At 56.3% G+C, this 21,663-nt stretch carries 18 protein-coding genes and 1 tRNA gene; 17 read left to right on the forward strand and 2 right to left on the reverse strand.

The annotated features are described in order from the left end of the window. The first annotated feature begins 116 nt into the window (after positions 1-116). The 12 genes from P4G45_RS06135 (at position 117) to P4G45_RS06190 (ending at position 14,292) form a co-directional block, all read left to right on the forward strand. Positions 117-857 (forward strand): (Fe-S)-binding protein, encoded by a 741-nt coding sequence (locus tag P4G45_RS06135; RefSeq protein WP_348269225.1) that lies wholly within the window; start codon positions 117-119, stop codon positions 855-857. Then, a complete protein-coding gene (locus P4G45_RS06140; RefSeq protein ID WP_348268790.1) occupies positions 854-2,311 on the forward strand; it encodes a LutB/LldF family L-lactate oxidation iron-sulfur protein in 1,458 nt (485 codons plus the stop codon). The genes P4G45_RS06135 and P4G45_RS06140 overlap by 4 nt, the downstream gene beginning before the upstream one ends. Next, positions 2,301-2,978 carry an LUD domain-containing protein gene (locus P4G45_RS06145; RefSeq protein WP_348268791.1) on the forward strand — a complete coding sequence of 226 codons (678 nt, stop codon included), beginning with the start codon at positions 2,301-2,303 and terminating at the stop codon, positions 2,976-2,978. Before P4G45_RS06140 ends, P4G45_RS06145 begins: the two co-directional genes overlap by 11 nt. Before the next feature lie 109 nt (positions 2,979-3,087). Beyond that, complete coding sequence (locus P4G45_RS06150; RefSeq protein ID WP_348268792.1) at positions 3,088-4,296, forward strand: TIM barrel protein; 1,209 nt, start codon at positions 3,088-3,090, stop codon at positions 4,294-4,296. Positions 4,297-4,546: 250 nt separating this feature from the next. After that, on the forward strand, positions 4,547-5,659 hold the full coding sequence (locus tag P4G45_RS06155) for a substrate-binding domain-containing protein (RefSeq protein ID WP_348268793.1): 1,113 nt from the start codon (positions 4,547-4,549) through the stop codon (positions 5,657-5,659). Between the two features lie 147 nt (positions 5,660-5,806). Further along, positions 5,807-8,014: a bifunctional rhamnulose-1-phosphate aldolase/short-chain dehydrogenase gene (locus P4G45_RS06160; RefSeq protein ID WP_348268794.1), complete on the forward strand. Its 2,208-nt coding sequence runs from the start codon at positions 5,807-5,809 to the stop codon at positions 8,012-8,014. Between the two features lie 26 nt (positions 8,015-8,040). Then, positions 8,041-9,495 (forward strand): FGGY-family carbohydrate kinase, encoded by a 1,455-nt coding sequence (locus tag P4G45_RS06165; RefSeq protein WP_348268795.1) that lies wholly within the window; start codon positions 8,041-8,043, stop codon positions 9,493-9,495. A 36-nt stretch (positions 9,496-9,531) separates the two neighbouring features. Further along, positions 9,532-10,995: an RNB domain-containing ribonuclease gene (locus tag P4G45_RS06170; RefSeq protein WP_348268796.1), complete on the forward strand. Its 1,464-nt coding sequence runs from the start codon at positions 9,532-9,534 to the stop codon at positions 10,993-10,995. A gap of 120 nt (positions 10,996-11,115) precedes the next feature. Next, positions 11,116-12,201, forward strand: coding sequence for a GDP-mannose 4,6-dehydratase (gmd, locus tag P4G45_RS06175; RefSeq protein ID WP_348268797.1), 1,086 nt, complete (start codon positions 11,116-11,118; stop codon positions 12,199-12,201). Positions 12,202-12,210: 9 nt separating this feature from the next. After that, positions 12,211-13,170 carry a GDP-L-fucose synthase gene (locus tag P4G45_RS06180; protein ID WP_348268798.1) on the forward strand — a complete coding sequence of 320 codons (960 nt, stop codon included), beginning with the start codon at positions 12,211-12,213 and terminating at the stop codon, positions 13,168-13,170. A 154-nt stretch (positions 13,171-13,324) separates the two neighbouring features. Continuing rightward, positions 13,325-14,095, forward strand: coding sequence for a CAP domain-containing protein (locus tag P4G45_RS06185; protein ID WP_348268799.1), 771 nt, complete (start codon positions 13,325-13,327; stop codon positions 14,093-14,095). Between the two features lie 122 nt (positions 14,096-14,217). Then, positions 14,218-14,292 (forward strand) — tRNA-Asn (locus P4G45_RS06190). A 173-nt stretch (positions 14,293-14,465) separates the two neighbouring features. Here the strand turns inward: P4G45_RS06190 and P4G45_RS06195 are convergent. Both P4G45_RS06195 and P4G45_RS06200 read right to left on the reverse strand, forming a co-directional pair. Further along, positions 14,466-14,903, reverse strand: coding sequence for a hypothetical protein (locus P4G45_RS06195; protein WP_348268800.1), 438 nt, complete (start codon positions 14,901-14,903; stop codon positions 14,466-14,468). Between the two features lie 248 nt (positions 14,904-15,151). Beyond that, a complete protein-coding gene (locus tag P4G45_RS06200) occupies positions 15,152-17,032 on the reverse strand; it encodes a winged helix-turn-helix domain-containing protein (RefSeq protein WP_348268801.1) in 1,881 nt (626 codons plus the stop codon). A 90-nt stretch (positions 17,033-17,122) separates the two neighbouring features. Between P4G45_RS06200 and P4G45_RS06205 the strand changes: the two genes are divergently transcribed. The 5 genes from P4G45_RS06205 (at position 17,123) to P4G45_RS06225 (ending at position 21,659) form a co-directional block, all read left to right on the forward strand. After that, positions 17,123-17,983, forward strand: a complete 861-nt coding sequence (locus P4G45_RS06205) for a hypothetical protein (protein ID WP_348268802.1) — start codon at positions 17,123-17,125, stop codon at positions 17,981-17,983. Between the two features lie 66 nt (positions 17,984-18,049). Next, positions 18,050-18,328, forward strand: coding sequence for a hypothetical protein (locus tag P4G45_RS06210; RefSeq protein WP_348268803.1), 279 nt, complete (start codon positions 18,050-18,052; stop codon positions 18,326-18,328). 185 nt (positions 18,329-18,513) lie between these two features. Beyond that, positions 18,514-19,623: a DUF2130 domain-containing protein gene (locus tag P4G45_RS06215; RefSeq protein ID WP_348268804.1), complete on the forward strand. Its 1,110-nt coding sequence runs from the start codon at positions 18,514-18,516 to the stop codon at positions 19,621-19,623. 243 nt (positions 19,624-19,866) lie between these two features. Beyond that, positions 19,867-20,604 (forward strand): DUF6088 family protein, encoded by a 738-nt coding sequence (locus tag P4G45_RS06220; RefSeq protein ID WP_348268805.1) that lies wholly within the window; start codon positions 19,867-19,869, stop codon positions 20,602-20,604. Beyond that, positions 20,601-21,659 (forward strand): nucleotidyl transferase AbiEii/AbiGii toxin family protein, encoded by a 1,059-nt coding sequence (locus P4G45_RS06225; protein ID WP_348268806.1) that lies wholly within the window; start codon positions 20,601-20,603, stop codon positions 21,657-21,659. Before P4G45_RS06220 ends, P4G45_RS06225 begins: the two co-directional genes overlap by 4 nt. The last annotated feature ends 4 nt before the right edge of the window (positions 21,660-21,663 follow it).

Below are 21,663 nucleotides of genomic sequence, written 5' to 3' on the forward strand. Positions count from 1 at the left end.
GTGCAATGATAGTGACGGTGCTGTGTCGGGTACTATCCTACCTGACGAAATTTGCGTTGGGGAAATATACTCTCTATTGAATTTGACGCCGCTGGTAGTGCGGCTGGAGGTCGGCTCTGCGAGTTTCATTATTCATTACCTGCTACAACGACACGCTGTTTCCTGAGACGGGTAAGTCCGTGGTGAAGGTGCTGGAACGGTTGGGGCATAGCGTGGAGTTTCCCGCTGGACAGACCTGTTGCGGGCAGATGCATTACAACACGGGCTATCAGTTCGAGGCGATGCCGCTGGTGCAACGGTTCGTGGATCAGTTTCGCGGGGCCGAAGCCGTGGTAGTGCCCTCTTCGAGTTGCGTCGCGATGATGAAAGACCACTACCCCAAGATGGCTGCGTCGCTGAAGGACGAGAAATTGAGGGCGGATGTAGATGCTCTACTGCCTCGGGTGTACGAGTTTTCGGAGTTTTTGACGCGAGGGCTGGGGCTCGTGGATGTGGGAGCTTATTATCCGCATCGGGTGACGTATCACGCGAGTTGCCACGGGTTGCGGAATCTTGAGCTGGGCGATGGGCCCCTTCGGTTGTTGAAAGCTGTTCGAGGGATTGATTTGGTTCCGCTGGAAGGGCTGGAGCAGTGCTGCGGGTTCGGGGGGACGTTTGCCATCAAGAATGCCGAAGTTTCGAGCGCTATGTTGTCCGAGAAGACCACGGCAGTGCTTAATACAGGTGCGGAGGCTTGTACGGCTTGTGACAATAGCTGCCTGATGCATATTCAGGGAGCGCTGCATCGACAGAAAACCGGGGTGAAGACAGTGCATCTGGCGGAGATATTGGCTGGGGATGAGGGAACAACGCGATGAGTGGAGTAGCTTTGGACCCGAAGACGGCGCCGGTGTTCCCAATGGCGGCACGGACTGCGTTGGCCGATACGCAGATGCGGAAGAATGTTCGTCATGCTACGGACGTGATTCAAGCGAAGCGCGCGCGGGTGGTTGCGGAAATGCCCGATTGGCAGCAATTGCGCGAGGCAGGGAAGCAGATCCGCCAGCACACGATGGAGCATCTGGATTTCTATCTGGAGCAATTTGAAGAGAACTGTACGCGGGCGGGCGGCGTGGTTCATTGGGCTCGCGATGCGGAGGAGGCCCGGAAGATTGTTACCGCTCTCGTGAAGGCGAGTGGGTCGGACGAGGTCATCAAGATCAAGTCGATGACAACCGAAGAGATTCATCTGAACGACGCTCTTGAGGCTGCGGGAATTCATGCGTATGAGACCGACTTGGCGGAGTTGATCATTCAGCTTGGAGAAGACCAGCCTTCGCATATCGTGGTTCCGGCGCTGCATAAGAATCGGCAGCAGATTCGGGAGATCTTTCAGCGAAAGATGAACCTGCCGGAATTAGGTGAGACTCCGCAGGACTTGGCCGATGCGGCGCGGATGTTTTTGCGCGAAAAATTTCTGCGGATAAAGACGGGTGTGAGTGGAGCGAACTTTCTGATTGCCGAGACCGGCGGGGTCTGCATCGTCGAGAGCGAGGGCAATGGGCGTATGTGCCTTACGCTGCCCGAGACGCTGATTACGATTGCGGGCATCGATAAGGTGGTGCCGCGGTTTCAGGATTTGGAAGTGCTCCTGCAGTTGCTGCCTCGGTCGGCCACCGGCGAGCGAATGAATCCGTATAACTCGATCTGGACTGGAGTTAAGCCAGGCGATGGTCCGCAAACATTTCATGTGGTGCTGATGGACAATGCTCGGACGGACATTCTGGCGGACAAGGAAGGTCGGCAGACGCTGAACTGCATTCGTTGCGGAGCTTGCCAGAATGCCTGTCCGGTATATCGGCAGACGGGTGGGCAGGCTTATGGAAGTGTATATGCCGGACCGATTGGCGCGATTTTGACGCCGCAGTTGCAGCAGATGCACCACGCGCAAAGTCTTCCGTTTGCCTCGTCGCTGTGCGGGGCCTGCTATGAGGTTTGTCCGGTGAAGATCAACATTCCCGAGGTGCTGATTCATCTGCGAGCAAAGGTGGTGAATCAGAACACGGCGGGAATTACGGGTTTGTTTGACTTTGAGGCCGCGGCGATGACTGCCATGGCGATGATCTTCAAGAGCGAGCGGCGGTTCCGGGCGGCGCAGCGGCTGGGGCGGATGGCCGAGACTCCGCTGGTGCGCAAGGATGGACAGGGTGTCGGGTGGATTAGCTGGCTGCCGGGGATGCTTGGCGGATGGACGCAGGTGAGGGACTTGCAGGAGATGCCGAAGGAGACCTTCCGCGACTGGTGGGAGAGACGGGGCAAGAATGGGAACTGACATGACGACTGCTACGACTATCTCTACATCGGCCAGAACTGAGATCTTGCGACGGATTAGTGTGGCCAATGGCGGAACTTCGGATGCGGCCGCGGCGGGGGCCGCCTGGGAGCATTTGGCACGGGAGTATCGGCGGAAGGCTGTGCTGCAGCCTGAGTCGGTCCTGGACTTGCTGGAGGACCGTCTTCGCGACTATGACGCTCATGTAGAGCGCGTCAGGCGTGGCGATGTGGCTGACGTTGTCGCAAAGATGCTCGCTACGCGTGGGAAACGGCGCATGGTGATTCCGGCGGGAATTGCGCCAGAGTGGCTACCTGCCGGCTTTGAGTTTGTCGCGGATGAGGGAATGACTGCGATCGAGCTCGATGGATTCGATGGTGTGATGACTGGTTCCACAGTTGCGATTGCCGAAACGGGAACAGTGGTGTTGCAGAACGTACCGGGGCAGGGGAGGCGAGCTGTCACGCTGGTCCCTGACTATCATTTGTGCCTTGTAAGTGCGGCTGATGTCGTGGAGACGGTGCCGGAGGCGATGGAAGGGCTCAGAGGGAAGGCGGAGTTGGCAACTACCTTCTTTTCGGGCCCGTCGGCTACGGCGGATATTGAAATGACGCGGATTAAGGGAGTCCATGGCCCACGTCATCTGGATGTAATTCTTATTTTATAAGTCTCCGTCAGAATCTCTTTGACAAAAGGCGTAGGGGTGGTGCAGTCTTTGTATGTTTCAATAGAGAGTATATTTCCATGTTTAGTTTCTTTAGTTGAGGTGATTTGCGATGACGACGAGCAACGGGACAGGTACGGCGGAGCGGGAGGCGGCGAAGATCTGGGCCGCGCTCGATGGTTTTCGGATTGAAGTGCCTTCGTGGGGATTCGCCAACACCGGCACACGCTTTGGGAAGTTTATACAGGGCGGTGCAGCTACCACGACCGAAGAAAAGTTTGCCGACGCTGCGCAGGTCAACGCGCTGACCGGAGCCAGCCCGACCATTGCATTGCATGTGCTGTGGGACCTGCCGGGTGGAAAGGCCGATGTTCCGGCGATTAAGGCGTTGGAGAAAAAGTATGGAGTGAAGTCGGGTGGAATCAATCCAAACCTGTTTCAGAACTCCGAGTACAAATTTGGCTCGATTGCGAACCCGAGCGCTGAGATTCGTGAGATTGCACTGCAGCATGTGCTGGATTCGGTAGAGATCGGCAAGGCGCTGGGCTCGAAGGATGTTTCACTTTGGATTGCCGATGGTTCGAACTATCCGGGAACGCAGAGCATACGGCGGCGCATCGAGTGGATGCAGGAAGTGCTAGGTAAAGCTCATGCGGCGCTCGGCCCTGACCAGCGGATGCTGGTGGAGTACAAGCCGTTTGAGCCCGCCTTCTATCACACCGACATTGCAGACTGGGGCATGGCGTTGGAATTGGCGCGCAGTGCAGGGCCCCAGGCCAAGGTACTGGTGGATACAGGCCATCACTATCAGGGAACGAACATCGAGCAGATTGTGGCCTGGCTGCTGCAACTGGGTCAACTGGGAGGCTTCCATTTCAACGATCGCAAGTATGCCGATGACGACCTGACGCTGGGGTCGATCGATCCCTATCAGCTGTTCCGCATCTTTCATGAGATTGCGAGTGCGACCCCTGAAGAACGGAAGGACATCGCCTTCATGATCGACCAGAGCCATAACCTAAAGGGCAAGATGGAGGCGATGGTGCAGTCGGTGGTGACAGCGCAGGAGCTTTACGCGAAGGCTTCGCTGATCGACCAGGAGAAACTGGCGGAGTTGCAGGATGCGTGCCGTTTGATAGAAGCCGAGGAGTGCTTCCGCACGGCGTTCTGGCAAGATGTGCGTCCTGTGGTCCGCGAGTGGCGTGCGGCGCGCGCATTGCCGGTCGATCCGCTGAAGGCCTTGGCCGACAGCGGATATGTGGAGAAGGTGACGCGCGAACGTGGCAGCAGGAATACCAGCAGCGTTTCTAGCTATGCCTGACCCCAGCGGATTGCGTTCTTTGCAGAACAGGTTAAGCAAGTAGCAGCGGCAGCAGGAGGACCTTTGGGGTCGATTGCTGCCGTTCATCTTTCTGTTATTAGGAGTTGCAACATCGGTGAACAAGACGTTGTCCGTACGGGGCGAAGACTCGCAATTGTGTTGGTAGATGGCTTTCTTACTCGCAATTCAGAAGTGAATTTTCATTTCATTAACGAAACGCAGCCGCTTTGTCAGATAATGGAGCGGCTGAGTGGACGCTCCTCAGCGGGAGACCATGCCGGTGCGCAAAACGACGAAGAGACTTTATTTGATTCCTGTGCTGTCGAAGGCACTGGATATTCTTGAACTTCTGCAGGAAGAGAACCAGCCGATGACGCTTGAGGCGATTCACCGCAAGACACGCATCTCGAAGACTACGGTTTACCGGATACTGAAGACGTTTGTGCATCGCGGCTATCTTTCGCAGTCGAATGATGGGCTGTATCGGCAGGTGACCCGTCCTAAAAAGATGCGTTTCGGGTTTGCCGGGCAGAGTGCGGACATGCCCTTTTCCAACGAGGTGACTGAGAGCCTGAAAACTGCGGCGGCTTCAGTAGGAGTGGATCTGATGATTCTGGATAATCGCTACGATGCGGCGACGGCGCTTAAAAATGCGGAAGAATTTGTTCGCAGCAAGGTCGACCTAGTCATCGAGTTTCAAGTGGAGCAGGAGGTCGCGCCAATGATCGGGGACAAAATTGCGGGAGCAAACATTCCTTTGATTGCCATCGATATTCCGCATCCTCACGCGACCTATTTTGGGGTGGACAACTATCGCGTTGGCATTGAGGCGGGAGAGACACTGGCGGCCCATGCGGTAGCGAACTGGGATGGCAAGGTGGACTGGGTGCTGGGGCTGGATCTGGCTGAGGCCGGTCCACTGGTGCAGAGCAGAATTACGGGAGCGTTCGAGGGAGTTCGTAATGGGATCGCCGATCTGCCGGTGGAGCTGTTTGTCCGCATGGATGGGCGCGGAATGCGGGAGCGCAGCAAGAAGTTGGTCACTGACTTTTTGCAGCGACATCCCAAGGACAAGCACATCCTGGTGGCGGCGGCTACCGATTCGAGCGCACTGGGCGCGGTTGATGCTGTGCGAGAGCTAAAGCGGGAGAAACATGTTGTGGTGGTGGGACAGGACTGCATTGCTGATGCGATGGCGGAGATGCGGAAGGACAAGTCGCCGCTGATCGGCTCGGTGTCGCATGAGGCGAGTTCGTACGGTCCAAGCCTGATTCATCTGGGGCTTCAACTGTTGCGGGGACAAACGGTTGCGCCGTATAACTACGTTGCGCACAAAATGGTGACGCAGAAGATGCTGGAGTAGGCCAAGTCGGGTCCATTGTTTCGAGTTTTGAAGAGATGAAATTTAGGGAAGCTTGCTGATTTATTTTTCATATAAGAAATAATTGCCGTATTGGTGTTCCGTGTGGAATGATGAAGGGGAAATAGATTCAGCGAAGAGGTCAATACGATGACGGCGAAGAGTGATCTGCGGTTTCTTGAGGATCGTTGGGATGATGCAGTGGCAGCGAAGCTGGATGGGCCGGAGCTGCTGCGATACCGGTCGAACCTACTGGGCTCGGACCTGCGCATCACGAACTTTGGCGGAGGAAACACCAGCTCGAAACTGGACCAGGTCGATCCACTGGATGGCAAGACGAAGAAGATTCTATGGGTGAAAGGAAGCGGAGGCGACCTCGGCAGCATCAAGCGGACGGGATTCGCGACCCTCTATCTCGATAAGCTGTTGGCGCTTGAGAAGGCCTATCGGGGTGTTGAGTTCGAAGACGAGATGGTGGATATGTATCCACTGTGCACGTTTGGGAATAACCCTGTGGCGGCTTCGATTGATACATCGTTACATGGCTTTCTGCCCTTTCCACATGTGGACCATCTGCATCCGGACTGGGGGATCGCGCTGGCGGCCTCGGCCAATGGCAAGATCAAGATGGAGGAGTTCAACAAGGAGTTTGGGCACAAGCTGGCCTGGCTGCCTTGGCAACGTCCCGGATTCGAATTGGGCATGATGCTGAAGAAGATTGTCGAAGACACGCCGGGCTGCGATGGTGTCGTGCTGGGTGGACACGGCCTGTTTACCTGGGGCAATACGCAGCGCGAGAGCTACCTGAATACGATTACGATCATCGACCAGCTTGGTCAATTTATCGAGCGACACGGTGCGTTGAAGGGGCATGAACATTTCGGTGGATCGAAAGTGAAGAGACGCGAAGACCGGGCGGAGATTGCCCTCAATATCATGCCGTATCTGCGTGGTGTGGTCTCGCGCAGGCAACGCTGGATTGGAAGCTACTCGGACCTGCCGCAGGTACTCAACTTTGTGAACTCGGCACAGGCGGAGAAGCTGGCCCACTTGGGAACGAGCTGCCCGGACCACTTTATCCGCACCAAGATCCGTCCAATGTTCATCAAGTGGAACCCTGCAGGAAATCCCGCTGAATTGAAGGAGTTGGTGGAGACCGCGCTTGAGACCTATCGCGCCGAGTATGCGGAGTATTACAACAAACATGCTCTGAAAGATTCCCCCGCGTTGCGCGATGCCAGTCCGACAGTAGTGCTGGTGCCGGGAGTAGGCATGTTCAGCTTCGGCAAGAACAAGACTGAGTCGCGCATTACCGGGGAGTTCTACATCAATGCAATCGGCGTGATGCAGGGTGCAGGAGCGCTGGGGGCAGGCGTGGAATGCAAGGACATTCCCCAGGCAGGACCGGCAGCCTCAGCCGACCAGTTCTCGACCTACTCGAATTACGTCGCGCTGCCGCCGAGCGAAGCATTCCGCATTGAGTATTGGAAGCTCGAAGAGGCGAAGATTCGCCGTCAGCCTGCTGAGAAGGAACTAAGTCGCCGCGTAGCCCTCATCGTCGGCGGGGGCAGTGGCATTGGACGTGAAGTTGCTTTGCTCGCTGCAGAGCGTGGTGCGCATATCGTAATTGCTGACCGTGATGTCAAGGGCGCTGAGGCAGTCGCTGAAGAGACGAAAGCGATCGCGGGTAAAGAAGCTGTGAGTTGGGTGAGCATCGATATCCGCGATCGCAAGGCCATTAAAGAGGCCCTGGATGCGACGATCAGGCAATTCGGTGGTATCGATATCCTCGTCAATACGGCAGCTCTATTTCCTTCGTCCCCTGATGGGGTCATCAGCGACGCTCAGTGGGCGCTGACGCTCGAGGTCAACGTAACGGCAAATTATCTACTGACGGATGAGGCTTCAAAGATCTTCGCGGAGCAGGGAATCGATGCCAGCGTGGTGCTGACGAGCTCAGCCAATGCAGTCGTTGCCAAGCGAGGCAGCGAGGCTTATGACGTCAGCAAGGCGGCGTTGAGTCATCTCGTCCGGGAGCTTGCAGTCACGCTCTCGCCAAAGGTGCGCGTGAACGGAATCTCTCCGGCCACTGTGGTGAAGGGCTCGACCATGTTTCCGCGCGACCGGGTGATCGCATCGCTCAAAAAGTACAAGCTGCCGTTCGACGAAAATGATACAGATGACGGCCTGCGCAACGAGCTGGCGAAGTTCTATGCGACACGCACTCTTACACACCAGCCGATTGATCCAAAGGACTGCGCACAGGCGATCCTGTTCCTAGCCGGACCGCTGGCCCGCTGCACGACTGGCCACCTTATCCCTGTCGACGGAGGCTTGACCGAGGCCTATCTGCGATGAAGCGTGGCCGTCATTGTACAGGCGATATGGCGTTGCACCCTGCGGATACGCGGGCATCGATTGCAGTCGACCTGGGAGCGGAGAGTTGCCGGGTCTCGCTGCTGCAATGGATCGACGGCATGGCAGCTATTACGTTGGTACACCGTTTTGCCAATGCTCCGCGTGAAGTCAATGGTGGCTTACGATGGGACCTTGCCATGATCGAGGCGGGCCTCGACGAAGGCTTGCGGCGGTGCGCGGCGATTGCCGTGGAAGGCGTTCGCTCGATCGCTGTCGATGGATGGGCGGTTGATTATGTTCGGCTCGACGCCGAAGGAGTGCCGCTGGCCGATCCTTTCTGCTATCGCGATGAGCGCACGTTGGAGGCCGAGCAATCGCTGTATCGTAGGATCAGCCCGGAGAAGCTGCGCGAGCTGACCGGCGTCCAACTGCTTCGGATCAATACGCTCTATCAGCTTTACGCAGATACCCTACAGGGACGACCAGCGGGAAGCCAATGGCTCAACCTGCCCGAGTACATTCTCTCCCGCTGGGGCGGTGCACGTGTGGCGGAGCATACGAACGCCACCCACACTGGGATGGTGGAGTTGTATCAAAGACAGTGGTGTCGAGAGATCTTCAGCGCGGCGCAGCTCGATCTGGCCAGCGCACCGAAGATCGTTCCTCCGGGCACCGAGGTCGGTAAGTTGAGCGGTCCGTTGGCGGAGCTACCCGCCTTTCGCGATACTGTTTTAATTGCACCGGCGTGTCACGATACCGCTTCTGCGATTGCAGGGATTCCGGCAACGGGAAACGATTGGGCCTACATCAGCTCCGGCACCTGGTCGCTGGTGGGAACGCTGCTGGAGCAGCCGTGCAACGGCAAGGAACCCGCCGCCGAAAACTTCACCAATCTTGGCGCGGTGGGCGGCAGGACCTGTTTTCACAAGAACGTGAACGGCATGTGGCTGATCAAACAATGTATCGATCAGTGGACGGCTGACGGGCGCCTGTGGAGCGTGCCCGAACTGGTGGCCGTGGCCGAGGCTGCTGCCAAGCCACATGGCATGCTCGATGTCGATGAGCCGGACCTGATGTTGGCCGGACGGATGCCGAAACGCATCAACGCCCAGCGCCTGCGCAAGGGCTTCGAGCCTCTGGACGAGAATCCTGAAAGTGCTCCCGCATTTGCCAGTTTGATCTTCCACAGCCTGGCTGCTCGCTATGCGACGGTGCTCGAACGCGTCGCGCTGCATAGCGGCAAGAAGCTGAAGCGGCTATTCATTGTCGGCGGCGCGAGCCAGAATGGATTTCTCAATCGGCTGACCGAGCAGGCCACCGGCCTCGAACTGTTTCGTGGCTCCGCCGAAAGCTCGACCGTGGGAAATTTCGCGGTGCAGATGGCGGCTCTCGAAGGCAGCCGCGATCCTATCACCGGCGTTTATGCAGAACAGGTCTCCCGCTGGGCAGCATTGTTTGTCGCTGCGCTGGAGCAGGTGTAAGCAGGCGATAAGCTTTGCGTGGTAGCCTTCCTTTGCATGTCCACACACACTTTTGATCTTGCAGCATCTGCGTCGGCGGAGATGATCCGCGAGGGATTTCAGCCGGACTTTCCATCAGGAAGTGAGCAACAGGTCGAAGATATTCGCGCCGATGGCCATGCAGCGCGGTCTAAAGCCAATGTCCACGATCTGCGCCTGCTGCTTTGGTCCTCGATCGACAACGACACTTCGCGCGACCTCGATCAGATTGAGGTCGCCGAACGGGTTGACGTCGGCATTCGCGTTCGGGTGGGTATCGCGGATGTGTCCGCTTCGGTGCTCAAGGATACGCCGATTGACGAATATGCGGCGGAGCAGACGCAGACCGTCTACACGGCCGTGCGGAACTTTCCCATGCTGCCGAAAGAGCTCTCCACCGACCTGACTTCGTTAAACGAAAATGAAGATCGCGCGGCGTTGGTGGTGGAGTTTGTTGTGGATATGCAGGGCGCAGTGGGGAAGACCAAGATCTATCTCGCGGCAGTGCGCAACAAGGCACAGCTTGAGTACAGCAAGGTTGGCCCGTGGCTTGAGGGAACGGGAACAGGTGATCCGAAGGTTGCGGCGTCAACTGATTTACAGGCCCAGTTGAAACTGCAAGATGAGGCGGCAATTGCACTGCGTGCAGAGCGCGTGCGACAGGGAGCGCTCGAATTCAATCGGAGTGAGGCTGATCCGGTGGTGATTAATGGGAAGGTGCATGAGATTCTGACCGCCGAGCCTAACCGAGCGACAGACCTGATTGAAGAGTTCATGATTGCGGTGAATGGAACGATGGCACGGACATTGCGCGAGGGGCATCGCTCGTGCATTCGCCGCGTGGTTCGCTCTCCAAAACGGTGGGACCGCATTGTGGAGCTGGCGGGACGAAATGGAACGCAACTGCCGTCGCAGCCTGACTCCGGCGCGCTGAATGCTTTTCTGAAGGAGAAGCGGACAAGCGATCCGGTTCATTATCTGGATCTCGCTTTGGCAGTTGTGAAGCTGATGGGGCCGGGCGAATATGTATTGACCCGCAGCGATGAAACGGACCCGCCGGGGCACTTTGGGCTGGCGGCGCAGGATTATGCGCATTCGACCGCTCCGAACCGGCGATTTGCCGACCTTGTGACGCAGCGCGTGGTGAAGGCGATGCTCGATGACGAGCCTCCCCCATATACGGACGATGAACTAGCTGGGATTGCGCAGCGGTGCAATCTGCAGGAGGCGGCGGCGCGCAAGGTCGAGCGGGCGATGGAGAAGCGAGTGGCGGCAGTGGCGTTGGCCGGCAGCATTGGCCAGACCTTCCACGGCGTTATCACCGGCTCGGGCGACAAGGGAGTTTATGTTCGCGTCTTTCATCCACCGGTCGAAGGCAAGGTGATTCGCGGAGAGCAGGGACTGGACGTTGGCGACACCGTCGACGTGACGTTGCTCTATACCGACCCGCAGCATGCATTTATTGATTTTGGGCGCGCCTGATTTCAGTGTTGATTGGGGGTCGATTTATCGATTACAAATCGGTCTCATCGGTGTCATCTCTTCGTCTCAAGTAAAATCACTTCAGCGCACCCTGTTTCAAAAAAAAGGAGAAACGTCGCTTTGAAGAAAGCCCTCATCACAGGAGTTACCGGACAAGACGGCGCTTATCTCGCTGAGTTCCTCCTCGCCAAAGGCTACGAAGTACATGGCATCAAGCGCCGTTCCTCCCTGTTCAACACCGCGCGTATCGATCACATCTACGAAGATCCGCACAATCCCTCGCCCCACTTCATCCTCCACTACGGCGATCTCACAGATAGCTCGTCCCTTATCCACATCGTCCAGAAAGTACAGCCAGACGAGATCTACAACCTCGGTGCGCAGTCGCACGTCCAGGTCTCGTTCGAACAGCCCGAGTACACAGCCGAGGCCGACGCCCTTGGTCCTCTGCGCCTGCTTGAGGCCATCCGCATTCTAGGCCTCGAAAAGAAGACGAAGTTCTATCAAGCCAGCACATCGGAGCTCTACGGTCTGGTTCAGGAGATTCCACAGAAGGAGACTACGCCCTTCTACCCACGCTCGCCCTATGCCGTGGCCAAGATGTACGCGTATTGGATCTGCGTGAACTACCGCGAGGCCTACGGCATCTTCGCCTGCAACGGCATCCTGTTCAATCACGAATCGCCACTGCGCGGCGAAACCTTCGTCACTCGCAAGATTACCCGCGGTCTCTCCCGCATCAAGGTTGGCCTACAATCGCAGCTGTTCTTGGGCAACCTCGACTCCAAACGCGACTGGGGACACGCCCGAGACTACGTCGAGATGCAGTGGCTCATGCTCCAGCAGGAAAAGCCGCAGGATTACGTCATTGCCACAGGCCAGCAGTACAGCGTACGCGAGTTTGTCCAGCGTTGTGCCAGACTTTTGGAACTAGACCTCACATGGCAGGGAAGCGGAGTAGACGAAAAAGCCCTCGACGCAAAGGGCAACGTAGTCATAGCGGTTGATCCTCGCTACTTCCGTCCCACCGAGGTCGAGACCCTGCTTGGCGACCCCAGCAAGGCACAGCGTGAATTAGGCTGGACCCCTCGCACCCCCTTCGACCAGCTCGTCAAAGAGATGGTCGGTTCTGACCTGAAGGCCGCCCAGCGCGACGCTCTGGTACGCAAACATGGCTTTGATGCCTACAACGTCCGCGAGACCTAGACTCTTCCTATGAATAAGGACTCCCGCATCTATATCGCCGGCCACCGAGGACTTGTAGGGTCCGCTATCCATCGCGCACTCACGGCCCAGCGTCACACTAACCTTATTCTTCGGACCCACGCCGAACTGGATCTTCTCAACACTAATGCCGTCAATGCTTTTTTCGCCAAAGAGAAGCCTGAATTCGTCTTCCTCGCCGCGGCCAAGGTAGGCGGAATCCTGGCCAACAATATTTACCCTGCCGATTTCATCCGCGACAACCTCATTATCCAGACCAACCTCATCGAGGCCAGCCGAATTAATAGCGTAGAGCGTCTGCTCTTTCTTGGCTCCTCCTGCATCTATCCAAAATTCGCTCCCCAGCCCATGCCCGAGTCATGTCTCCTCACCGGGCCGCTAGAGCCCACCAACCGCCCTTACGCGCTGGCAAAAATTGTGGGCATTGAGATGTGCTGGAGTTATAACCGACAATATAAGACAAAGTACCTGGCCGCGATGCCGACCAACCTTTATGGCCCAGGCGATAACTTCGACTTGGCAAACTCGCACGTATTGCCTGCACTCATCCGCAAGACCGCCGAAGCCGTTAAAACGGGCGCTGCAGAAATTACTGTATGGGGTACCGGCACTCCGCGCCGCGAGTTATTGTATTCAGATGACTTAGCCGAAGCCTGTCTTTTTTTGATGAATCTGGATGAGACCTGCTATAGCTCTCTCCTTACCGACGAGGCTCCGCCACTGATCAATATAGGCACCGGTGAAGACGTCACCATTCGGGAGCTTGCAGAAACTGTGGCTCAAGTTCTCGATTTCAAGGGACAACTTGTGTTTGACGCCACCAAGCCTGATGGCACTCCTCGCAAGCTTATGGATGTGACCCGCCTGCACAATCTTGGCTGGCACCACACCACTAATCTCGAACAGGGAATCCGTCGCACCTGGGAAGCAGTCCGCACTCAACTCTCTTGACTTTTTCATTCAGCGGTAGGCCGTACAACGTGCTACCCCAAAAGTGCTATGCCCTTAGCTCTGCTCGAATCCTAGAATCAGCCGCATGGAGCCCTCCCCAGAGCGCCGTGCTCACTCGTCATCTTCAGGCTCTGCATCTTGCAGATTAAACTACATGCTGGCTGCCGCGGCCTTGATTTTGTTGATAACGACTCCGGCTTTGCATGCGCAGAGTATCTTCAACACTCCTCCCAATGTTGCTGAACAGTTTCTCCTCGCTGCCGCCAATCGGGACCGCGCAGCCCGTGGCTTGCAGCAACTTCATCTCGACCCCACCCTAACGCAGGCCGCGTGTGCTCACGCCCAAGAGATGGCGTCCCATCGCGATATCTCCCACCAGTTTCCCGGCGAACCTAAATTGTCTGAACGGGGGGCGAACGCTGGCGCACGATTCAGCCTTATTTCAGAAAATGTAGCCGAAGCTCCGATTGCGACAATGATTCACGACCTCTGGATGCAATCCGAGGGTCACCGGGAAAATCTTCTCGATCCCAGCGTAGACGCTGTCGGCATCGCAGTCATTATGCGCGACGATGAGTATTACGCGGTGGAAGATTTTGCCGAATCGGTGCAGTCGCTCAGCTTCAACGCGCAAGAGTCTGCAGTCGCCAGCCTCCTCGCAAAATCCGGCATGCAGATAGCAAATGGCAAGATCATGAGCGAGAAGGACGCCCGTCATACCTGCCGCATGTCCACTGGTTATGTGGGTCCGCGCCAACCGTGGTACATCATGCGCTATACGGCCCACAGTGTCACCGAACTCCCCGCAGTACTACGGGCTCGGCTAACCTCGGGCAAGTACCACCAGGCAGTTGTGGGAGCCTGTGCTGAAAGTACCTCCGTTCCTTTTGCGTTCTACAATATAGCTGTTCTTCTCTACCCCTAATGAATGACTAGCAAGGCTAGGAACTGCTTGTCCACCAAGATTCCTTGAAGCCTTTGACCCCTTCGTTCGCATTTGTTATAACTGTCTTAGCACAACGCGATCTGCTTTCGCGTCCCCCAAATTCCTGAGTAGCTCAATGGCAGAGCATTCGGCTGTTAACCGAAGGGTTGTAGGTTCGAGTCCTACCTCAGGAGCCATAAGCACCATAAGAATGAGCAAGTTGCAAAGGCCACCCGAAAGGTGGCCTTCTTCGTTTTGGTCAGGTGGCTGTTTTGGTGGCTGTTGCCAATTCTGCTGGCTGTTTTTTTGAAGCTGGTGAATGCACGGAGAACTAACGCGGCCTATGCAGGCCCACCACGAATCGAGTTGATTAGATATCGACTGACCATACCTCGACTCCGTGCTCCTCGAACTGAGACAGGCGATTGTTCCCCTTAAAGAGGGGCGAAATGAAAAACACATATCGATGCAGCTCCGAGCGCGTAGACAGCTTCAGAAGGTCTTTGGCCAGCTTTCCGTTGTTCTGGGGCGTAACGGCAGCGAAAGTTTCAGCGCCGACGCAACCTTCCTTCACGCTCATAATGTCGAGAGCCTGACAAGCATCGGCTCCCGGAGCCAAACGAAGGCCACCCACGTCCGGGTGCAAAACAAGCAGTTGGCGCGCCGCCGCCAGCGCCACACAGAACGTCCAAGTCTGATTGACCTGTTCGACGATGTTCAACGCATGACCCTCAATTGGATGGAAACCGACGGGCTCGAACTTCATCCGACGCAGCATTTCAAGCGGATCGCCGGACTGCGCCGCCATCCAACTCCGGACCGACGCAGCCGTGTTTCGGATCTTATCCATCAGAGCATCGGCGTCCGCAACATTGCGAACAATCAAGGGACCGCCTGCAATTTTTCTTGCCATAATCCAATAGTACGAGCCGCTGGCAATGAATGCGGAGCTGGCTCTATTGGCGCTCTCACTTCTTCGCTATCAGTGACAAGGCTTGCCCGACACCGAATCAGATCTCGTAATACGCTTTCAAATGAACTCGACAAAGTGGAGTGTCAATGGTGGAATGCGGCTGGGTCTCCCTTTGAACTTATAACTCTCGCTTTTATGTCCGGGTCGGCCTTGTTCCACATGCTCAGCACCGAGGCCAAATGGCTTTCGGCATCAGCATCTCTTCCCAGCCTGCGATAACAAATGCTCAAGTCATACTCAGCAAGCGGAATCAATGCAGCAGGGCCGTCAATGATCACCGCTCCTCGATCACTGAGAAGATCATTCAACGAATCACTTGCCCCCTGCCAATCTCCCTGCTCCATCTCAGCTTGCGCCATAAAGTATGCTGTTTCGGGGCTTGAGTCCATGCGATTGGAATTGGCTAGTTGCGCGACTGACTCTTCGGTTTCGTGTCTTTGAAGCGCCTCTAGTCCGTTAACGAACTGCTCGGCGGCAGGAAACGACTGTCCCAGGGTTGCTGCATCTTCGCTATGTTCGTGGAGGACGGTCCGCGCAGCAACGAAGTCATCCGCCATAGCGAAGGTTCTGGCCAGGGAGATCGCAAGTTCGCCTGAATGCGACAATGAGGGGACATTCAGCAGATCATCCTTTCCCTCAGCCTTGTGCCCATACAGGATGTTTATCTTCGCCATCAGCAGAAAGTAAGCTGCTTTGGAGTAGCCAGAGCTTGCGGTTTCCAGTGCACTCTTGAGCTGTACATGCGCATCGCTCCGCTTTCCTTGGTAGGCATCGACAGTGGCAATTCCATCCTGTGATGCTCTGAAGTGGACAGCGCTTGCAAGAGTATGGCTGGAGACTGCCAGCGCATTGAAGCGCCGCAGTGCGCTTGCTGTGTCGCCCATTGCGAGCTCCGCATCGCCGACCGCCGCATCTAGCCAAGGATACTTCGACCCCTCTTGGATCAGTCGGGCGTATTCCTTGATTGCGAGATCGTAGTGACCCTCATAGGTAAGCGTCTCGATTCGCTGGTAACCGCAAAACGGGTTACGGTCGTCCACTTTGAAGCACTTCTGCAGCGCTTGATCCGCTTTGTCGAAGTTGTCGTTGGCCGTAGCGACTTCCGCAATGTGAAACAGTGCATCGGTATCGTTCGGAGCAAAACCTAGTGCCACGTCAAATTTGCTTAAAGCCCCGTCTGCGTCACCCGCGAGAAGCATTGTCAGACCCTCCCCCATCAAACGGGTCTCCTTGGCCTTCGCGATGTCGGGTGAGGGAGTTTCCGACTTTCCCATTCGGGTTAAGTAGGGGGTGGCTTGGTCATCATTGTCGGCTTCATAACACAGCCAGGCAGCTCGCAGAAGAGCCTCGTTGGAACCGGGATTGAGCTTCAGAGCCTCATCCAAGCTTGCCAACGCGAGCTTGTCGTCGCCTGCGGCTTCAATCTGGATGGCATTCCGCAGTAGGGTTTCGTATGCGGGCACCCGAGACGACTGCCAAAACCAGAGACCAACGCCGACGAGAAGTAAAGCCAGCGTAACGAGCCCGAGCTTGAAAGACCGCTGCCAAAAGACGCGCTCGGGGGGAGCAACTGGCACCGTAGCGGGCTGGGAAGGCTCCTCTGTGGGCCGTGCTCCGGTGACTTCCGAAGTGACCGGAGTTGTGAAGCGGTAGCCCTTTTTCGGGACGGTTTCGATGTACTGGTGCTCAGAGTCTTCTCGAAGCGCTCTGCGGATCATCGAGATCGTGGTTGTAATGTTTGATTCCGCGATGCTGACATCCTGCCAAATTGTGTCCAGGATTTCGTCCTTGGTCACGAGTTGTCCGCTCCTGCTGACGAGCAGCACAAGCAGATCGAAAGCCTTGGCAGTCAATTCGATACGCGAGGGGCCGTCGCCAGAAATTCGTCTCTGCGCCGGTTCCAGAGTGTAAGGTCCGAACCTGTACTCCGTGTTGCCGCCCTGCCCCATGTCATTGTCCAGCAAGTATTTATGAATTCTTTGAGATCTATTTTAGGACTCTTCCGTCCGGCCTGCTTAGTGTCGCAATCAGGCAGACCCTATAGAGGAGGAAAGATGAAAAACCAATCACTGAGCGGCGTCAACATGCGCCCACAGCAGCAAGCGTTCCAGAATTGTGGAGCGACAGCCTCGCCGACAGCCAGTCGATGGATGCGGAGTGGCCTGGTGCTCTTCGCGTTGACTTGCGGCATCACGGCGGTTGCTCAACAGGTGAATCAGTCGGCGGCTGCTTTTCAGCGCAGACTCAATGTTACGGCCTGCGGCTATGGACTCGGCCAGTGCGATGAAGCTCTACTCACGCCGAGCGAGGTCGCTCAAGTATCGGCGATGCGTCACCGGCAGAACGTATCAGCTTGCGGGTACGGGCTGGGGCAGTGCAACGAAGGCCTGCTCACGCCGGGGGAAGTCATCCAGGTCACAGCGATCCGACATCGCCAGAACGTGTCAGCTTGTGGCTATGGTCTTGGCCAGTGCAATGAAGGGATGCTCACAATATCTGAATCCGCCCAGGTGAGCGCAATTCGCCATCGGCAAAACATATCGGCTTGTCAATATGGCCTGGGTCAATGCAATGAAAGCCTTTTGTCTCCCCTGGAACTCGCTCGCGTCCGATCTGCTAGGACTCAACGAGTTGGACTCTTGTCTGCATTCCCGATGCCCAGTCCAGGCCAGACGGCGATACTCCCACCTGTTCCAGTGATTGTTCCCGCTCCCAATTCATCTGTTTTAAGCGTTCTACGCCGTTCGATCATTGCGCCGGTCGGTGCATCCGTAGCCGAGAATGGTTCTTACTACGGAGAACCAAACATGAATGGCGTTCCAAAAACGGTACTTGTGCAGGGCTATACGAAGAGCAACGGAACCTATGTGCAGGGGTACTATCGAAGTGCTCCCGGAACAAATCCAGTCCCATGATTCACTTCAACTCTGTGCAGTTGAGAGACATACTGAACAGCTATAGAGGCACTAAAGGGAGGCAATATGAATGACCGTACACACGACAAGGACAGTCCGGCGTTCCAAAGAAATCGAATCACTCAGCTCGCCTCGCAGCTTGATGAGTGCCTTGGAGTAGAGTTCTACGACAACAAACCCTATCCAGCGCGTACGGACATCCGATTCAGGCTTGTCGATACGTCCATGGGCATCAGAAAAATCGTGGGTTCCATACGACAGGATTGCGAATGGTCTGCGAGCGAGATCGCTGACAAGAGCGACTCGGAAGTGATCCGAATGATTGCGGCACTGAGAACAACGTAGCACCTTATCGTCCGCGAGAGTGAACACTGTCCATAGCGGTATATCGGTAAGGGGAACACGCCTTGCTGTAGCCTCAACAGGCGCGTAACCTCTTTCAAAGCCCAATGTTCTGTGACTAAGAATTGCCAGGAGTGTCAGGTATGCCCGGTCGGTGCCCTCTATGTGGTCAAGCGCTTCCTCATGCATTGAACTCAGATGAACTGAAGTCCCGCATTCAGAAGCTAGCAACTCCAGCCCTTGCTCTTGAGAAGAAGAAGCTGAGCCAGGAGTTTGAGTCACGCTTGGGCGCTGAAATTGAAAAGGCAGAGCGCGCCGCACAACGTCTGCACGAACGCGAGCTTCGGGCAGCGACGGAGCGCGCCCGAATCGCAGCAAAGCGTGACTTTGATAAGCAGTTGATGAGTGCCCGTCGTGACGCCGAGAATCGTATGAAACGCGAACTGGCCCAAAGCATAAAAGTGAAAAGCGCTCAAAATGAGACCAAGCTAGCGAAGTTGCAAAGTGATCGAGAGCGTGATCGGTTGCGTTACGAGGCGGAATCTGCTCGTCTCCAAGGCAAACTGGACGATCTCTCCCGCAAACTCGAAAAGCAGAGCGGAGAGCAGCACGGATCAGAGGCGGAACTCGACCTTTTTACGAACCTTCGGCAGGCGTTCCCGCATGACCGTATTCAGCGCATCACTCGCGGTGTTAAAGGTGCCGACATCCTGCACGAAATAGTCGAGAGTACCAAGGTGGTTGGCAGGGTGGTATACGAGAGTAAGAACACGACGACTTGGCAGCAAGGCTTCATTGCGCAAGCAAAGAAGTATCAAACGCAATACGAAACGCCAAACGTAATTGTCGTGAGCAGGGTGTTCCCAGCGAAACAAAAGGGTTTTTGCATCGTGAAGGGAATCCCGGTCGTGGCGACCCAAATGGCTGTTCCGCTCGCCACGGTTGTCAGGGAGGGCATTGTCGAGATTGCCCGACTTCGACTGAGCGGCACCCAAAGCAATGAGAAGTCTCATGAACTCTACGAGTACATTGTTGGCGATAAGTTTTGCACGCGTTTCCGGGAGATGGCGGAGTGCATTGACAGCCTGCGAGATTTTCAGCAGAAAGAACGTACCTGGCACGAAAACGTGTGGCATACCGAATCGACGATCCATGACCGAATCGCGAGTCGCCACAGAGAAGTAGACGCGCACATAAGAACGATCGTTAGAGGTACTCCCCGCTACGAAAGCTCAAGACTATCCGCCCAATCGGAACCTAGGCGAGAACTTGGAACTGGCATCCGCAGGACAGGCTAATGAAAGGGGATAGTGAGCATCTCTCTGGGAAAGCGGTGACAATTCCCTCTAAAACAGCTCTAGGTGCGACTCCGTGGAGAACGCTGTGCGACCGTAAAGAGCCAGGCTGAAATGGTGGCGTCGGCTTACGATCAGAAAATTCCGGCGGTGACCGTAGTCAGAACTGTGTTGCAATTTTCTGACATTGGACTAAACTGTAGGAGTCATAGGTTTGTTGCATTTATCTGACACTAGGTTAACCAATTGTCCAATACTGCATCCAGCATTCCAGCCGCCATCCGGGACCGCATCTCGGCCCCGACGCAGCCCCGCGTCTGGACCCCGGAGGACTTCGCCGATCTGGGGCCGCGCACCGCAGTCGATCAGGCTCTCCATCGGCTCGTTGCTTCCCGAAACCTGCGGCGAATTGCGCGCGGCTTCTACGACATCCCCCAAGCCAACCGGCTCACCGGAAAGCCTACCTATCCAAATCCTCGCGATGTGATCGACGCGCTCGCCCGCAAGGGCAAAGTTCGGATCGTGGTCGATGGCCTCACCGCCGCCAACGACCTTGGCCTCACCGACGCCGTTCCGGCGCGCATCGGAGTCCTCACTGATGGACGCCTGCGACCCATCACACTCGGCAACCTCACCCTCGACTTCCAGTCTGCCGCTCCCAGCCGCCTCTACTGGGCGGGCCGCCCCGCTATGCGCTTTGTGCAGGCGCTCCATTGGCTGCGCGATATGCTTCCGTCTGATGACGGAAGCCTTCGCAAGCGCCTTGTTTCTATCCTCAAAGACCCGGATCATGGACATGCCATCCAGAACGATTTGCGCGGAGGACTCTCGGCAATGCCGGAGTGGATGCGGATAATCGTGCGCGACCTGCTCCAGCAGGTTAGTGCTGGAGCGCCGCCGTCGGTAAAGAAAGCGAAGCCCGCCAGACGCGCACCAGCACCGCCCCCTATCATTCAGAAGAAGCGAGTTTTACTTAGCAGATGATCAAGGGTTTTCAAACCGTACTAGCCGCGAGCGACGAAGAGCGCCGTGACCTTTTCGTGGGGGCCGCCGACCGGCTACGCACCAACGAGCAGAACATCGAGAAAGACTTCTGGGTCTGTTGGACACTCGATGCGCTCTTCAATGAACTAGAGCCCGGTGGCCCACGCCTGCTCTTTAAGGGTGGCACGTCGCTCTCAAAGGGCTATGGCTTGATCGAACGATTCTCCGAAGACATCGACATCACCGTCTTTCGGGAGGATATTGGACAGCCCACGACCTTCGAGGAACTGGAGGCTATGAGCGGGAAGAAGCGTAATGCCCGCCTGGAGGCCATCAAAGCAGCGTGTCAAGAGTACATCCAAGGCCCGATGCTGGAGCGGTTGAATGTGCTTTTACAGCAGACCCTAAAGACCGCAGGCATGAATCAAAATCGGGCGCGAGTGGAATCCGACCCCGATGACCCCGACGGTCAGAGCTTGTTGCTCTGGTATCCCACTGCTACCGCAGATGGAAATGCTTACATCCGTCGCGCCATCAAGATCGAATCGGGTGCGAAGTCGGCTCTCGATCCTCATGCACCAGTGGTCGTCAAGCCGTATATTGCAGACGACCTTCCGAATCTCAATTTGGCAGTCGGCAATGTCACCACTGTCGATCCCAGCCGTACCTTCTGGGATAAAGTCATCATCCTGCACGGCCTACGCAGGTGGTGGGACCGCCGTGGCGAGTTGAAGGGAGGAGGGCAGCGCGTCTCGCGTCACTACTACGATGTGTACCGGCTGTTGGCTTCGGAGGCTGGCCTGAAAGCAACTGGCGACGCGGAGATGGCTGAGGATTGTGTGCGACATGCGCGGATGTTTTTCAATCGGCCCGATCTGGACCTCGCCTCAGCCGTTCCCGGCAGCTTTGCCTTGACTCCTCACGACGGGATGCTCGCCGATCTACGGCGCGACTACGAAGCGATGTCTGGCATGGTCTTCGGCCCGATACCGAATGTGGATGCGGTTGTTGCGGCCATAGAGGAGTTGGAGCAGCGCCTCAACCGGGAACATTAATCAG

Source organism: Edaphobacter paludis, assembly GCF_039993895.1.
Taxonomy (GTDB): domain Bacteria; phylum Acidobacteriota; class Terriglobia; order Terriglobales; family Acidobacteriaceae; genus Edaphobacter; species Edaphobacter paludis.